This window comes from Pseudomonas retamae, assembly GCF_043496865.1.
Classification (GTDB): Bacteria; Pseudomonadota; Gammaproteobacteria; order Pseudomonadales; family Pseudomonadaceae; genus Aquipseudomonas; species Aquipseudomonas retamae.
The window spans coordinates 36,991-52,022 of sequence record NZ_JBIEIL010000019.1; the positions used below are offsets into that span (position 1 = coordinate 36,991).

The window sequence follows — 15,032 nt, forward strand, 5'->3', positions numbered from 1 at the left end:
GCTGTGCTCCTAAGGTAAATCGTTCGATCTACCATCGATACGTTGTTAACTATCGTCCCGCTCGCGGATGTATTCCTCGAGCAGCTTCTTCTCTTCTCCAGAAAGCGAGCGGCTTTCCAGAAGATCGGCGCGTCGTTCATAGGTCCTACCAAGGGACTGCTGTAAACGCCAACGCCGGATATGCGCGTGATTGCCACTCAGCAACACGTCGGGAACACGCTGATCCGCATACACCTCCGGTCGGGTGTAGTGCGGGCAATCCAGCAGACCATCCGTAAAGGAATCTTCCTCAGCGGAATCCGCATGCCCTAAAGCTCCAGGCAGCAGTCGTGTAACCGCATCGATCAGGACCATGGCCGGCAGCTCGCCGCCAGACAGTACATAGTCGCCAATCGACCACTCTTCATCGACATGAGCCTCAATAAAACGCTCGTCAATGCCTTCATAGCGGCCGGCAATCAGGATCAATGCATCCGATTGTGCCAACTCGCGTACCGCCGACTGAGTCAGTTGACGGCCTTGGGGGGACAGGTAAATCACCTTCGCCGCCTCCCCGGCTGCTGCCTTGGCCTGAACCAGAGCATCTTCCAGGGGCTTGATCTTCATCACCATGCCCGGACCACCGCCAAACGGGCGATCGTCCACAGTGTGATGCCGATCCGTCGTGTAATCTCGCGGATTCCAACAGGTCAGCTGCAAGAGCCCCTGTTTGACCGCACGACTGGTGATGCCGTAATCGCCAATGGCGGAAAACATCTCGGGAAACAAACTGATCACTTCAACGCGCAAGTTAGCCACGTCAGAAGTCCGCGTCCCAATCCACCTTCATCTCGCCCGCGGCCAGGTCGACGGCCAACACGCATTGCTCGGTATAGGGCAACAGGCGTTCGCGATCATCCAGGCTGCCAGCGCAAGGCTTGACGACCATCACATCATTGGCGCCGGTTTCCAGAAGATGATCGATTTTCCCGAGCAATTGCCCAAGGGTGTCGATGACCTTCAGACCTTCCAGCTGGTACCAGTAGTACTCGCCTTCGGTCAATTCAGCGAACAGGTTGCGTGGCACGCAGATCTCGTAACCGGCCAGAAGACGAGCTTCTTCACGATCATCAAGACCCTTGAGCTTTGCGACCAGGAACTTGTCGCTCCCGCGTCCACTGACCAGCTCGACCTGTTTGACATTGCCTTCGCGCTTGAGCGTCCAGGTTTTGTACTGCAACAGGTTTTCAGTCGGATCAGTAAAGGAATAAACCTTCACTTCGCCGCGAACGCCATGAACAGAATAAATTTTGCCAATAACGATCAAATCATCGGCAACAGCAGGCGTCGCGTTCATATTGCTCAGGCCGCAGCCTTGGCAGATTCCTTCAACAACTGAGCAACGCGCTCAGAAGGCTGTGCACCAACGCTCAGCCAGTAGGCTACGCGCTCTTGGTTCACGGACAGACGAACTTCCTGACCACGGGCAACAGGGTTGAAGAAGCCAACCTGTTCTTTGTGGGAGCCGTCACGCGGGTTACGCGAATCGGTTACGGTCAGGTGGTAAAACGGGCGCTTTTTGGAGCCGCCAAGGGCAAGACGGATTGTTAGCATGTGAACATCGTTCCTGTAGTCGGTGCTGCAAATCTAAATGCACAGCGGGCATGGGTGCCCGAAAGGCCGCATATTCTAAGGAATATCCGGATATTTGCAAATGACTTTTTCCGGCGCCTGTGGCATGCCGTGCAGATTTGCATAAAGAGCCGTCGATGAAAACGGCCAGTCAGCTCCCGCCAAGTGCGGGTTTGCTGTTGATCCTGCGTCCTTGCAGGGTCTGCGCCGGTGCGACGACCGGCGAAGTCTTGGTGTCCTGCCTCACCTGTTTTGCTGATTTCGGTGAGACCGGACAGCTTACATTTTCGGCATGCCGCCGCCGGGCAACATTCCGCCCATGCCGCGCATCATTTTCGCCATTCCGCCCTTGGCGGAGAATTTCTTCATCATCTTCTGCATCTGCTTGTGCTGCTTGATCAAGCGACCGATGTCCTGCACCTGAGTGCCGGAACCCATGGCGATGCGGCGCTTGCGCGAACCGCTGATCAGTTCCGGGTCGCGGCGCTCGGCCGGGGTCATCGAGTTGATGATGGCTTCCATCTGCTTGAACTGCTTCTCAGCGGCGTTCTGGGCATTGCCCATTTGCGACAGGTTGACGCCGCCGATACTCGGTAGCTTGTCCATGAGCCCGCCGAGGCCGCCCATGTTCTTCATCTGTTGCAGCTGATCGCGGAAGTCTTCGAGGTCGAAGCCCTTGCCCTTCTTCAGCTTCTTGGCCAGTTTGTCGGCCTTGTCCTTGTCGAGGGTCGCTTCGGCCTGTTCGATCAGGCTGAGCACGTCGCCCATGCCGAGAATGCGCGAGGCGATACGCTCGGGATGGAACGGATCGAGCGCTTCGCTCTTCTCGCCAATACCGATGAACTTGATCGGCTTGCCAGTGATCGCGCGTACCGACAGCGCGGCACCGCCACGGGCGTCGCCGTCGACCTTGGTCAGGATCACGCCGGTCAGCGGCAGCGCATCACCGAAGGCCTTGGCCGTATTGGCCGCGTCCTGACCGGTCATGGCATCCACCACGAACAGCGTTTCGACCGGGTTGATCGCGGCGTGCAGCGCCTTGATCTCGCCCATCATCTCTTCGTCGATGTGCAGACGACCGGCGGTATCGACGATGACCACGTCGATGAATTTCAGCTTGGCTTCTTTAATAGCGGCGCTGGCGATGTCGACCGGCTTCTGGCTCAGGTCGGACGGAAAGAACGTCACGCCGATATCGTTGGCCAGGGTCTCCAGCTGTTTGATCGCCGCAGGACGGTAAACGTCAGCCGAGACGACCATGACCGACTTTTTCTTGCGCTCTTTAAGGAAGCGCGCGAGCTTGCCGGCGGTGGTGGTTTTACCGGCACCCTGCAGACCGGCCATCAGAATGACCGCTGGCGGCACGGCGCTCAGGTTGAGGTCTTCGTTGGCCGCGCCCATCAGGCTTTCGAGTTCGGCCTGGACGATCTTCACGAACGCCTGGCCCGGCGTCAGGCTGCGCGACACCTCGGTGCCGACGGCGCGTTCCTTGACCGAATTGACGAAGTCCTTGACCACCGGCAGCGCGACGTCGGCTTCGAGCAACGCCATGCGCACTTCACGCAGGGTGTCTTTGATGTTGTCCTCGGTCAGCTTCGCCTTGCCGGTGACATGGCGCAGCGTCTGCGAGAGACGGTCGGTTAAGTTTTCAAACATTGCGCGATCCTTTCAGGCCCTGTACAGACCGGGATAATGGCGGCCCAGACCGGAATCAACATGTGCTCGGCGAGCCTGCGGCGTGGGCAGGTCGCGGATTATAGCGAAGACTGCGCCCGGCGCACACCTCGCTGTCAGCTTGCCGAGTCTTTCGTGTCGCGGCGGTTCTATGCCAAACTCAGCGTCTTTCGGGCCCGCCCATCAGGATTTATGCTCCCCTTGTCACCCAGCTTACTGACCACCCTCGCCGCCGCCCTCCTGTATGCCGCTGCGACCCTGTATCAAAGCACCCGTCTGGCCACTGGCGCCAAGGCGAACAAGCGCCTGCTGGTCAGCCTCGGCGTGCTCGCCGTCGTCGCCCACGGCGCCAGCCTGCTGACTCATCTGCTGACGCCGATTGGCCTGGGCCTTGATTTCTTCAGCGCCTCCAGCCTGATTGCCGCAGCGGTGATCGCGCTGACCCTGCTGGCGTGTTCGCGCATTCCGGTGGAAAATCTGCTGGTGCTGCTGTTCCCGCTCGGTGCGATCACCGTACTGCTGGCGCAATTCGCGCCGACCGGCACGGTGCAGATCATCGATGAGGAGCCGGGCATTCTCGCCCACATCCTGCTGTCGATCCTTGCCTACGGCATGTTCACCATCGCGGTGTTTCAGGCCTTGCTGTTGCTGGTGCAAGACCACCAGCTCAAGCACAAGCACCCGTCCGGGCTGATCAAGAACTTCCCGCCGCTGCAAACCATGGAAAGCCTGCTGTTCGGCTTCCTCTGGGCCGGCTGGACGCTGCTGTCGTTGTCGCTGATCTCCGGCTGGCTGTTCGTCGAGAACCTGTTCGCCCAGCATCTGGTGCACAAGACCCTGCTGGCGTGCCTGGCGTGGATCGTGTTCAGCGTGCTGTTGTGGGGGCGCAATCGCCTCGGCTGGCGCGGGCACAAGGCGATTCGCTGGACGCTCGCCGGTTTTTGCCTGCTGATGTTGGCGTATTTCGGCAGCAAACTGGTTCGCGAATACATTCTGCACATCTGACGGGCGTATAAATGGACGGTTTGCCCATAGGGCCGATGCTCGCGGTATTCGCTCTGCTGATTGTGTGGTCAGGGCTGTTTACCGCCGTCGAAATCGCGCAACAGCAGTTGCTTGCACAGCGCACCGCCTCGCGCGCCAGCGATAAGCCGCTGGCGAAGCTCAGCTTCCCTCTCGACAGCCTGATCCTGTGCAACACCCTGTGCCGCGCGCTGGCGGTGGTGATTGCGACTTTGCTGGCGATTTTCCTCTGCGCGGAAAACGGCCCGTGGGCGGCATGCCTCGGCGTCGGTGCCATCCTGTTGGTATTCGCCGATTACTTCCCGCGCAGCGTGGCCCAGCGTTATCCCGATGCGGTGCTGGCGCTCGGCAACACCCTGCTTGCGGTGCCGCTGAAGATTGTCTATCCGTTTGCCTGGCTGTTCAGCCGCCTCAGCGGCTTGCTGATGAGCCCGTTCGTGCGCAAGGCGCAAGTCGTTCAGCACAGCGAAGATGACGTGCCCGCCGACCGCCACGACGATGCCGAGCATCCGGTTCGCGCACACCCGGCCTCCGGGATCCACGCGCTGGACAACATCACGGTCAACGACATTCTGGTACCACGCAGCGACGTCGAGGGCATCAACCTCGACGATCCGATCGAAGCGATCATCGAGCAACTGCGCAATAACGAACGCACGCGTCTGCCGGTGTTTCACAGCGACATCAACCAGGTCGAAGCAGTCCTCAACACCCGTCAGGTCGGCCACTTTCTGAGCAACGGCGAACTGACCCGCGAAGCCTTGCTGGCGGCCAGCTACGAACCGTACTTCGTTCCGGAAAGCACCCCGCTGCAACTGCAACTGCTGAACTTTCACAAGCAACAGCGGCGCCTGGGCATGGTGGTCGACGAATACGGAGAAGTCCTCGGCATTGTCACGCTGGAGGACATTCTCGAAGAGATCGTTGGTGAATTCGAAAGCGAGCACAGCCTCGATAACCCGCACATCCACCCGCAAGCCGACGGGCGCATGGTGATCGATGGTGCGGCGTCGATCCGCGAACTGAATAAATGCCTGGGCTGGCACCTGCCCAGCGACGGGCCGAAAACCCTTAACGGGCTGGTGACCGAGGCGCTGGAAACCATTCCGGAAAGCGCGGTTTGCCTGAAGATCGGCCGTTACCGGCTGGAAATCCTCGAGACCGAAGACAACCGCGTGAGCAAAGTGCTGATCTGGCTGACCGCCTCTGTGCCAGCCCTGGTACCGGCACGCTAGATCGCCTCTTGTTCAATCGTTAGCGCGCTTCCTATAATCGCCGAGCTTACCCAAGCGCCGTCGATCCCTGTGCTTACCCGGCACGCCACGGATCGCGACTGTTTCCGTTGCAAACCGACGACTGTTCCTACTCGAAACAGCGCTCGCGCCCTACCCCACATCCCTGGGTGTTCGACCATAATAATTCGCTCCAATGGAGCTCATGACTGTCAGGGATCACCGCATGACCACCACGACCGCTTTGCGCGACGACGCGCCTGCCCAGCCGACCAATTCCGCCACCCGCGTGGCGACGGCAAGTTTTATCGGCACCGCCATCGAGTTCTACGACTTCTACGTTTACGCCACCGCAGCCGCGCTGGTGATCGGGCCGGTGTTCTTTCCGCAAACGTCCGGCACCGCACAGATGCTCTCGGCGTTTCTGACGTTCGGCATCGCCTTCCTCGCCCGTCCGCTGGGCTCGGCGCTGTTCGGCCACTTCGGTGACCGCATCGGGCGTAAATCGACGCTGGTCGCCTCATTGCTGCTGATGGGCGTCTGCACCACCTTGATCGGCGTGTTGCCGGGGTACGACAGCATCGGCGCATGGGCGCCGATTCTGCTGTGTGTGCTGCGCTTCGGCCAAGGCCTGGGGCTGGGCGGCGAATGGGGCGGAGCCGCGTTGCTGGCCACGGAAAACGCACCGAAAGGCAAGCGCGCATGGTTCGGCATGTTCCCGCAACTGGGGCCTTCGATCGGTTTTCTCGCCGCCAACGGTCTGTTCCTGACCCTGGCCATGACCCTCGATGACGAGCAGTTCCGCAGCTGGGGCTGGCGCATTCCGTTTCTCCTCAGCGCCGCGCTGGTGATGGTCGGCCTGTATGTACGCCTCAAGCTGCATGAAACGCCGGTGTTCGCCAACGCGATTGCTCGTCAGGAGCGGGTGAAAGTGCCGCTGGTCGAGCTGTTCAGCCAGTACTGGGCGCCGACGCTTCTGGGCGCAGCGGCAATGGTGGTGTGCTATGCGCTGTTCTATATCTCGACGGTGTTTTCCCTGAGCTACGGCGTGTCCACCCTGGGTTACAGCCGCGAAACCTTCCTCGGCCTGTTGTGTTTCGCCGTGCTGTTCATGGCCGCTGCCACGCCGTTATCGGCTTGGGCCAGTGACCGTTACGGGCGCAAACCGGTGCTGATCATCGGCGGCGTGCTGGCGGTGCTTTCCGGGTTTCTGATGGAACCGTTGCTGACGCAGGGCTCGACCTGGGGCGTGGCGCTGTTCCTGTGCATCGAACTGTTCCTGATGGGCGTGACGTTCGCGCCGATGGGCGCGCTGTTGCCGGAGCTGTTTCCGACCCATGTGCGTTATACCGGCGCGTCGGCGGCGTACAACCTGGGCGGAATCGTCGGCGCCTCGGCGGCACCGTTCTTTGCGCAGAAACTGGTGGCGATGGGCGGTTTGAGTTATGTCGGCGGGTATGTGTCGGCGGCCGCGGTGCTGAGTTTGATTGCGGTGCTGTGCCTGAAGGAAACGAGGAATAACGATCTGAATCGGGTTGCCTGACGGCAGATCAAAAGCTTCGCGAGCAGGCTCGCTCCCACAATTGGAATGCATTCCACCGTGGGAGCGAGCCTGCTCGCAAATGCCGCGACGCTGTCAGAGCTCGACTACGACAGCCTGAGAAGCACGGGTCGCCTTGGCACGCGCAGCCTCGATCGACTCGTCCCGCGCCAGCGCCACGCCCATGCGGCGCTGGCCGTTGACTTCAGGTTTGCCGAACAGACGCAACGCCGTGTCCGGCTCGCTCAGCGCGGCGCCGAGGTTGGCGAACGCCGCCTGGGTCGATTGCCCTTCCACCAGAATCACCGCTGAAGCCGATGGCCCGAACTGACGGATCAGCGGAACCGGCAGGCCCAGAATCGCCCGAGCGTGCAGGGCGAACTGCGAGAGATCCTGGGAAATCAGCGTCACCAGACCGGTGTCGTGTGGGCGCGGCGACACTTCGCTGAACCACACCTGATCGCCCTTGATGAACAGCTCGACGCCGAAGATGCCACGGCCACCCAGCGCTTCGGTGACCGCCTTGGCCACACGCTCGGATTCAGCCAGGGCTACCGGGCTCATGGCCTGTGGCTGCCAGGATTCCTGGTAATCGCCCTTTTCCTGACGGTGACCGACCGGCGCGCAGAACGTGGTGCCGCCGACGTGACGCACGGTCAACAGGGTGATTTCGTAGTCGAAATCGATGAACCCCTCGATGATCACCCGCCCCTTGCCGGCGCGACCGCCCTCTTGCGCGTAGTCCCAGGCCTTCTGCACGTCATCGACGCTGCGCAGCAGGCTCTGGCCTTTGCCCGACGAACTCATGACCGGTTTGACGACGCACGGGAAGCCGAGGTCTTCCACGGCTTTGCTGTAGTCCTCGAACGTATCGGCGAAGTGATACGGCGAGGTCGGCAGGTCGAGTTCTTCAGCGGCCAGGCGACGGATGCCTTCGCGGTTCATGGTCAACTGCGCCGCACGGGCAGTCGGGATCACGGTGAAGCCTTCGGCTTCCAGTTCGACCAGAGTGGCGGTGGCGATGGCTTCGATTTCCGGCACGATGAAGTGCGGCTTCTCGGCTTCGATCACGGCGCGCAGGGCGGCGCCGTCGAGCATGTTGATCACATGGCTGCGATGCGCAACCTGCATGGCCGGCGCGTTGGCGTAACGGTCGACGGCAATCACTTCAACGCCCAGGCGCTGCAGCTCGATCACCACCTCTTTGCCCAACTCACCACAGCCACACAGCAATACGCGGGTCGCGGTTGGCGACAGTGGAGTTCCGATACGGGTCATCTCAGGTCCTCAAAGCAGCGGATCATCGAGGAAAGCAACGCCAGCCGCGCTTTCCATGGGGAGAAAGCGCGGCATTTTACATGAACCCGAGGGTTTGGCTTCAGCCGGCGACGGCCTGTTTGCGCTCGCGCCAGGCCATGATCAGCCAGACGGCGGTGACCCCGGCGAATTTCGAGGCCAGGGCAGTGATGATCACTGGCGGGGTCAGCAGGTCGATCATGCCGAAAAAGATGAAGGTATCGAGGGGAATGCTCAGCGCTGAACTTATCCACAGGCGGTCGCGCAACGGCCGTTTGGTAATGCTGAATACCAGCCAGTCGATACACTCGGACACCGCGAACGCCGTAGCACTGGCCAGCGCAATGGACGGATCGGAAGTGACGTAGGACAGCACCAGCGCCGCCAGCATCGCCACGATCGCACCGTGACCGAAGCGCGTTTGCACCATGTCACGCAGCACGAACACCAGCCCGCCCCAGGCCGACCAGATGATGTCCAGGTGCGGTGCGGTGGAGAAGGCGAAGTTGATCAGCACGACGCTGCTGATGTAGGCGATGAGGAAAATCATGGAGGGTGGCCTGGTGGTTTGGCGCACAGGTTACTGGACCGCAAGGTCAAGAGCCACCCCTCACCCCAGCCCTCTCCCGAGGGAGAGGGAGCCGATTAGGGGATGCTGCAGAGGTGCGGAGACCAGCGAGAACCTTGTTGAATCCATAATCGCCAAAATGTTCCAGGTCGGCGTATAGCGCAAGACACCCGGTAAGTCCCCTCTCCCCCCGGGAGAGGGCTAGGGTGAGGGGCTTCTACCGTTCACGAAGATTTCGCCGGCAACATCCACACCAACCCACTGGCCTTCGCCCGCTCATGACACAACCCCAGCACCGCACGGCGCTCGTCATTGTTCATGCGGCTCCAGCGGGTGATTTCTTCGACGGTACGCTGGCACCCGGTGCAGACATCAGCCTCATCCAGCGCACAGATATTCACGCAGGGCGAGGCAACAGGTCGTTCAGCGGTGGTCATTGTTCTTGCTCGGCCAGATCGCGGGCATAACGCTGCGAGTTATGCACATAGTGCGCGGCGCTGGCTTCGAGCATCTTCTTTTGCGCCTCGGTGAGTTCGCGCACGACCTTGCCCGGCGAACCCATCACCAGAGAACCATCGGGAATCTCCTTGCCCTCGCCGATCAGCGAATTGGCGCCGATGATGCAGTTCTTGCCGATCTTCGCACCGTTGAGGATCACCGCGTTGATGCCGATCAGGCTGTAATCGCCGACCGTGCAGCCGTGCAGCATGGCGTTATGGCCGATGGTTACGCCGGTGCCAATGGTCAACGGATAGCCCATGTCGGTGTGCATCACCGTGCCGTCCTGCACATTGCTGTTCTTGCCGATCAGGATCAGTTCGTTGTCGCCGCGCAGCACGGCGTTGAACCAGACGTTGGCGCCCTCTTCCAGTCTGACCTTGCCCACCAGCACGGCATTGGGGGCGACCCAGCTCTGGGGGTGGGTTTCGACACGGGCGTCGCCCAGGCGGTATTTCATGGTGTGGTCCTCAGGGCTTGCGGTGATGGGCCATTCGAACGATGGCTAGGTATTGATGAAGCTTTTCGGCGGCTGGTGCAGGTTGATTCTGGCGTCATAGAGCAGATTGACCAGTTCGACAATCATCATCGCTGTCAGCCCCCAGATCTTGTACTCGCCGAAGCGGTAGCTCGGCACGTACCAGCTGCGGCCCTGATAGTCGATGCGATGGGTGTGCTCGCGCGGGTCTTTGCGGAAGAACTCGAGTGGCACGCTGAACACCGCAGCGATTTCGGCGTCGTTGGGCTGGTATTCGACGAAATCGGGAATCACCCCGACGTACGGCGTGACCTTGATGCCATGCAGGGAGATCAACGGACTGAGCGGGCCGATGACTTCCACCAGCCCCGGCGGCAGACCGATTTCCTCTTCGGCCTCTCGCAGCGCGGTGAAGATCAGGTCCGGGTCTTCCGGGTCGCGCCGACCGCCCGGGAAGGCGACTTCGCCGCCGTGGGTCGAGAGCCCGCTGGCCCGTAAGGTCAGGACCAGTTCCGGCTCGTCGCTGCGGGTGATCGGCACCAGCACGGCGGCCTCGGGAAAGCGTGCGTCGGTCTCCAGCGTGCGCGGTGTGTGGTTGCTGACCCTGTGCAGTAGCTCATCCAGCATGAGTGTTCTCGATCGGTACCTTACCCTGCATCATGCACCAATCGATGCGAGCGCCCAAGCCCCCGAAACCCGCCGTGTCGCGAAACGACAACTTGCCGACCGGCACCGCTGCACGCCAAGATAGGCGCAGCATTCAGGAACCTCAGCATGAAATTTTGCAGCCACTGCGGTAACCCGGTCACCCAGCGCATTCCCGAAGGCGATTCGCGACTGCGATATGTCTGTGAAAGCTGTCAGACCATTCATTATCAGAATCCCAATATCGTCGCCGGGTGCGTGCCGACCTGGGGCCGCCAGGTACTGCTCTGTCGTCGTGCGATCGAGCCGCGCCTCGGTTACTGGACCCTGCCCGCCGGTTTCATGGAAAACGGCGAAACCATCGAGCAGGCCGCCGTGCGCGAAACCGCCGAAGAAGCCTGCGCCCGGGTGCGCAACCTGAGCATCTATACGCTGATCGACGTGCCGCACATCAGCCAGGTGCATGTATTCTTCCGCGCCGAGCTGGTCGATCTGGATTTTGCCGCCGGTCCCGAAAGCCTCGAAGTGCAGCTGTTCGACGAAGCCGACATCCCTTGGGACGATCTGGCCTTCCGCACAGTGGGGCGCACGCTGGAGTGCTTCTTCGCGGACCGGCGCGCCGAAAGTTACCCGGTGCGCTCGGAATCGATTCCACCGCTGGCGCAACCGGCGATCACTTGATTTCGTTGCCCGCCGGCCGATAACACCACATAACGCCGGTCACACGGCGACACAACCGCTGTCCACTTCGTATTTGCGTCACTCTTGGGGAATCGTTTCAATGCGCTGGTTGCTTGCCCTGTTTTGCCTGTCGTTCGCCACGGTTTCGCAAGCGTCATTCGTGACCACCGTGACACCGTCGAATACGCCGCTGATCGAAAAAGTCCTGGTGCTCAAATCGGCGCATCAATTGCAATTGATCGCCGACGGCAAGCCACTGAAGACCTATCGGATTTCCCTTGGCAAGGGCGCGAAGAAAGGTCCGAAACTGATCGAAGGCGACAAGCGCACACCGGAAGGCTTCTATTGGATCGACTGGCGCAAGACCAGCGACAAATTCAACCTGTCGATGCACATTTCCTATCCGAACATCAGCGATTCGGCCCGTGCTCGCCGTGAAGGTGTCGAGCCTGGCGGCATGATCATGATCCACGGCACGCCCGATTCCGCAGACAACCCAGAGCAGTTGTTCCACACACTCGACTGGACCGATGGCTGCATCGCCATGCGTAACGTCGATATGCGCGAAGTCTGGAATCTGGTGCCGGACGGCACGATGATCGAAATTCGTCCGTAATTTCAGCGCGACCGCCGGTCGGCCTGAAAAATAAATCAAAAAAATCGCAGCCTGCGTCAGCGTCTGCCCGGTGATACCACTCTCACCGACAGGGCTGACCCAGGCTGCGATTTTTTTTGTGCTCCTCGCCCACCACTAATACCACTTGAATCCCACCCTCCAGCCAAGCCCCCTGCAAGCCTTGAAACCGGCTTTTCCCCGCGTTGACATGGTATGCAAGTGGTATTAGTTTTCGCCCGACTACCGAGCGACAACAATCCTATATCAGCGCCGGAAATGCCCTACATGAATGATCTCCTCGCCCTACGCCCCGATGACGCCCAGCCAACGCCGCTGTACCTGCAACTGGCGCGCAATCTGGAAGCGGCGATCCACGCCGGGCAATGGAAAGCCGAACAGGCGATGCCTTCGGAGCGCAATCTCAGCGAATTGCTGGGGATTTCCCGAGTGACCGCGCGCAAGGCACTGGAAGTCCTGCTGGAGCAAGGCCTGATCCGTCGTTTGCAGGGTTCTGGCACGTTCATTACCCCGCGCCTGGAACAACCGCTGTCGCGCCTCTCGGGGTTCAGCGAAATGCTCCGCCTCAAGGGTTTCGTCCCCAGCTCTCAGTGGCTGGAACGGGAAATCACCCTGCCGACCCACGAAGAACTGATCCGCCTTGGTCTGTCGCCGAACGACAAAGTGGCGCGCATGAAGCGTCTGCGCAAAGCCGACGACACGGTGATGGCCATCGAGATGAGCACCCTGCCCGCCTCGATCATGCCCAAACCGCAAGCGGTGGGCGATTCGCTCTACGAATACCTCGACGGCATCGGCAAACCGATCGTCCGCGCCCTGCAGCACATCCAGGCGATCAATGCCTCGGACGAGTTCGCCGCACTGGTCGGCATCGCCCCCGGCACCGCCATGTTGCTGATGACCCGGGTCGGTTATCTGGAAGACAACACGCCAATCGAAGTCACCGACACCTATTGCCGCAACGACTACTACGACTTTGTGGCAGAGCTGCGCCGCTGAAAGCGGCGCCGGAACCGAGAAAACATCATGTCCGAAGACAACATCCTCACCGCTGACGGCTGGATTCGCGGCCGGCTGATCCACGCTCACGGCAAAATCGTGGCGGTCGAAGGCGAGCCCTGCGATCCGGCCGACAACGCCCTGCCGTACCTGCTGCCTGGCTTCATCGATCTGCACGTCCACGGCGGCGGTGGCAAAGACGTCATGGAAGGCGCCAGCGCTTTCGAAACCATCAGCAAAACCCACGTGCGTTTCGGCACCACGTCGCTGCTGGCCACGACCATGACCGCGCCGCGTGCCGAGATCGCCAGCGTCCTGAAAGAGGTCGGAGAATTCTGCGAGCAGCGTGCGCAAGGCGCGGCGCGGGTCCTCGGCGTCCACCTCGAAGGCCCGTATATCAATCCGGGCAAACTCGGCGCGCAACCGAACTTCGCCCACACCGCGTTGATGGCAGAAGTCGAAGAATATCTGGCCCTGGCGCCGATCCGGGTGATCACCATCGCGCCGGAAATTGCCGGCCACGACGAGTTGATTCGTGAGCTGAGCAGCCGCGGTATCCGCATGCAGATCGGCCACACCCTCGGCAGCTACGAAGAAGGCGTTGCCGCGTTGAACGCCGGCGCCACCAGTTTCACCCACTTGTACAACGCCATGAGCCCGCTGCATCACCGCGAGCCGGGCATCGTCGGCGCGGCACTGGCCCATGCGCAGTACGCCGAGCTGATCCCGGATCTGCTGCATGTGCACCCCGGTGCGATCCGCGTGGCGTTGCGCTCGATCCCGTGCCTGTACTGCGTCACCGATTCGACCGCCGCTGCCGGCATGCCCGACGGCGAATACAAGCTCGGCAGCCACACCGTGACCAAATGCCTGGGCGGCGTGCGCCTGCCCGACGGCACCCTGGCCGGCAGCACACTGACCATGGATCAGGCCCTGCGCAATCTGGTGAAGATCGGTCTGCCGATCAGCGAAGCCTCGCAGCGCCTGTCGCAATTCCCCGCCGATTACCTCGGCCTCAACAAACGCGGGCGCCTCGCCCCCGGCGCCTGGGCCGACTGCGTGCGGCTCGATCGCTCACTCACACTGACCGCCGTCATGGTCGAAGGAGAAGACATTGACTTCAAAAATGCTTGAGGAGGCGCTGTCCTCGTTCGAGGCCGTGCACGCCCAGTTGCAACAGCTCGACCCACAGCTGATCGAGATCGCCGGGCGCCTGCGCCGTCAGCCGCCGCAAGTGGCGATGACCGTGGCCCGGGGCAGCTCCGACCACGCGGCGAGCTACTTCGCCTACCTGACCATGCAGCAACTGGGCGTGCCGGTGGCGTCGTTGCCGATGTCGGTGGTGACCATGCAGCAGGCGCCATTGAAGGTCAGCGGTCAGGTCGCGTTCGCCTTTTCCCAGTCGGGACAAAGCCCGGATCTGGTCAACAGCCTGCGCCTGTTGCGCAAACGTGGCGCGCTGAGCGTGTCGATGGTCAACGCCGCCGACTCGCCGCTGGAAGCGGCTTGTGAATTCAGCGTGCCGCTGCTTGCCGGCACCGAAAGCAGTGTCGCCGCGACCAAAAGCTTCATCGCCACCCTCAGCGCCAGCGCCCGTCTGGTCGCGCACTGGAAAGAGGATGACGAACTGTTGCAGGCACACAACGCGCTGCCGGATGGGCTGCGCGAAGCCGCGACCCAGGACTGGAGCGCCGCCATCGATGCGCTGCGCGATTGCCAGCGGCTGATGGTGATTGGCCGTGGCGCTGGTTTCGCCATCGCCCAGGAAGCGGCGCTGAAATTCAAGGAAACCTCGGCGATTCAGGCCGAAGCCTTCAGCAGCGCCGAAGTCCGTCATGGTCCGATGGCGCTGATCGATAAGCATTATCCGCTGCTGGTATTCGCCCCGCGTGGGGCGGAACAGGCCGGGCTGTTGAGCCTCGCGGCGGAAATGCGTCAGCGCGGCGCCCGCGTGTTGCTGGCTGCCCCTGATGACGTGGCCGAGCGTGACCTGACCCTGAGCCGCGCTGAACACCCGGCCCTCGACCCGATTCTGGCGATCCAGAGCTTCTACGTCATGGCCGCAGGCCTCGCCGTGGCTCGCGGCATGGACCCGGATCAGCCGCGCCACCTGAGCAAAGTGACCCGCACCCACTGAGTGCCCCTGACTGCAC

Annotated in this window: 17 protein-coding genes; 8 read left to right on the top strand and 9 right to left on the bottom strand. The window is 61.5% G+C overall.

Annotated features, from left to right (window positions below):
- Positions 1-45: 45 nt before the first annotated feature.
- The 4 genes from trmD to ffh form a co-directional block, all read right to left on the bottom strand.
- A complete protein-coding gene (gene trmD / locus ACGSLL_RS26770; RefSeq protein WP_231988031.1) occupies positions 46-756 on the bottom strand; it encodes a tRNA (guanosine(37)-N1)-methyltransferase TrmD in 711 nt (236 codons plus the stop codon).
- Positions 757-799: 43 nt separating this feature from the next.
- On the bottom strand, positions 800-1,336 hold the full coding sequence (gene rimM / locus ACGSLL_RS26775) for a ribosome maturation factor RimM (protein WP_085688896.1): 537 nt from the start codon (positions 1,334-1,336) through the stop codon (positions 800-802).
- Positions 1,337-1,341: 5 nt separating this feature from the next.
- Positions 1,342-1,593, bottom strand: a complete 252-nt coding sequence (rpsP, locus tag ACGSLL_RS26780) for a 30S ribosomal protein S16 (RefSeq protein WP_003198088.1) — start codon at positions 1,591-1,593, stop codon at positions 1,342-1,344.
- 297 nt (positions 1,594-1,890) lie between these two features.
- Positions 1,891-3,267, bottom strand: coding sequence for a signal recognition particle protein (gene ffh, locus ACGSLL_RS26785; protein WP_394508523.1), 1,377 nt, complete (start codon positions 3,265-3,267; stop codon positions 1,891-1,893).
- 210 nt (positions 3,268-3,477) lie between these two features.
- Here ffh and ACGSLL_RS26790 point away from each other — a divergent pair, with 210 nt between their 5' ends.
- The 3 genes from ACGSLL_RS26790 (at position 3,478) to ACGSLL_RS26800 (ending at position 7,083) form a co-directional block, all read left to right on the top strand.
- Positions 3,478-4,290, top strand: a complete 813-nt coding sequence (locus ACGSLL_RS26790; protein ID WP_090281917.1) for a cytochrome C assembly family protein — start codon at positions 3,478-3,480, stop codon at positions 4,288-4,290.
- Positions 4,291-4,301: 11 nt separating this feature from the next.
- Entirely contained in the window at positions 4,302-5,543 is a 1,242-nt protein-coding gene (locus tag ACGSLL_RS26795) for a transporter associated domain-containing protein (RefSeq protein ID WP_394508524.1), read from the top strand.
- 223 nt (positions 5,544-5,766) lie between these two features.
- Positions 5,767-7,083 carry an MFS transporter gene (locus ACGSLL_RS26800; RefSeq protein ID WP_394508525.1) on the top strand — a complete coding sequence of 439 codons (1,317 nt, stop codon included), beginning with the start codon at positions 5,767-5,769 and terminating at the stop codon, positions 7,081-7,083.
- Between the two features lie 93 nt (positions 7,084-7,176).
- Here ACGSLL_RS26800 and purT read toward each other — a convergent pair whose 3' ends face one another.
- The 5 genes from purT to ACGSLL_RS26825 form a co-directional block, all read right to left on the bottom strand.
- Entirely contained in the window at positions 7,177-8,358 is a 1,182-nt protein-coding gene (gene purT / locus ACGSLL_RS26805) for a formate-dependent phosphoribosylglycinamide formyltransferase (protein WP_394508526.1), read from the bottom strand.
- A gap of 100 nt (positions 8,359-8,458) precedes the next feature.
- The gene (locus tag ACGSLL_RS26810; RefSeq protein WP_016986366.1) at positions 8,459-8,926 is read right to left on the bottom strand and encodes a VUT family protein; all 468 of its coding nucleotides are present in this window, start codon (positions 8,924-8,926) and stop codon (positions 8,459-8,461) included.
- Positions 8,927-9,168: 242 nt separating this feature from the next.
- Entirely contained in the window at positions 9,169-9,381 is a 213-nt protein-coding gene (locus ACGSLL_RS26815) for a DUF1289 domain-containing protein (protein WP_394508527.1), read from the bottom strand.
- A complete protein-coding gene (locus ACGSLL_RS26820) occupies positions 9,378-9,902 on the bottom strand; it encodes a gamma carbonic anhydrase family protein (RefSeq protein WP_090281911.1) in 525 nt (174 codons plus the stop codon). The genes ACGSLL_RS26815 and ACGSLL_RS26820 overlap by 4 nt, the downstream gene beginning before the upstream one ends.
- A 45-nt stretch (positions 9,903-9,947) precedes the next feature.
- On the bottom strand, positions 9,948-10,547 hold the full coding sequence (locus ACGSLL_RS26825) for a CoA pyrophosphatase (RefSeq protein WP_208938614.1): 600 nt from the start codon (positions 10,545-10,547) through the stop codon (positions 9,948-9,950).
- Between the two features lie 147 nt (positions 10,548-10,694).
- Here ACGSLL_RS26825 and ACGSLL_RS26830 point away from each other — a divergent pair, with 147 nt between their 5' ends.
- The 5 genes from ACGSLL_RS26830 (at position 10,695) to ACGSLL_RS26850 (ending at position 15,016) form a co-directional block, all read left to right on the top strand.
- Positions 10,695-11,246 (top strand): NUDIX hydrolase, encoded by a 552-nt coding sequence (locus ACGSLL_RS26830; protein ID WP_394508528.1) that lies wholly within the window; start codon positions 10,695-10,697, stop codon positions 11,244-11,246.
- Between the two features lie 100 nt (positions 11,247-11,346).
- Positions 11,347-11,862, top strand: coding sequence for a L,D-transpeptidase family protein (locus ACGSLL_RS26835; RefSeq protein ID WP_394508529.1), 516 nt, complete (start codon positions 11,347-11,349; stop codon positions 11,860-11,862).
- 285 nt (positions 11,863-12,147) lie between these two features.
- Positions 12,148-12,879 carry a GntR family transcriptional regulator gene (locus ACGSLL_RS26840; RefSeq protein ID WP_394508530.1) on the top strand — a complete coding sequence of 244 codons (732 nt, stop codon included), beginning with the start codon at positions 12,148-12,150 and terminating at the stop codon, positions 12,877-12,879.
- 27 nt (positions 12,880-12,906) lie between these two features.
- On the top strand, positions 12,907-14,013 hold the full coding sequence (nagA, locus tag ACGSLL_RS26845; RefSeq protein WP_394508531.1) for an N-acetylglucosamine-6-phosphate deacetylase: 1,107 nt from the start codon (positions 12,907-12,909) through the stop codon (positions 14,011-14,013).
- A complete protein-coding gene (locus tag ACGSLL_RS26850; RefSeq protein ID WP_394508532.1) occupies positions 13,994-15,016 on the top strand; it encodes an SIS domain-containing protein in 1,023 nt (340 codons plus the stop codon). Before nagA ends, ACGSLL_RS26850 begins: the two co-directional genes overlap by 20 nt.
- Positions 15,017-15,032 lie beyond the last annotated feature (16 nt).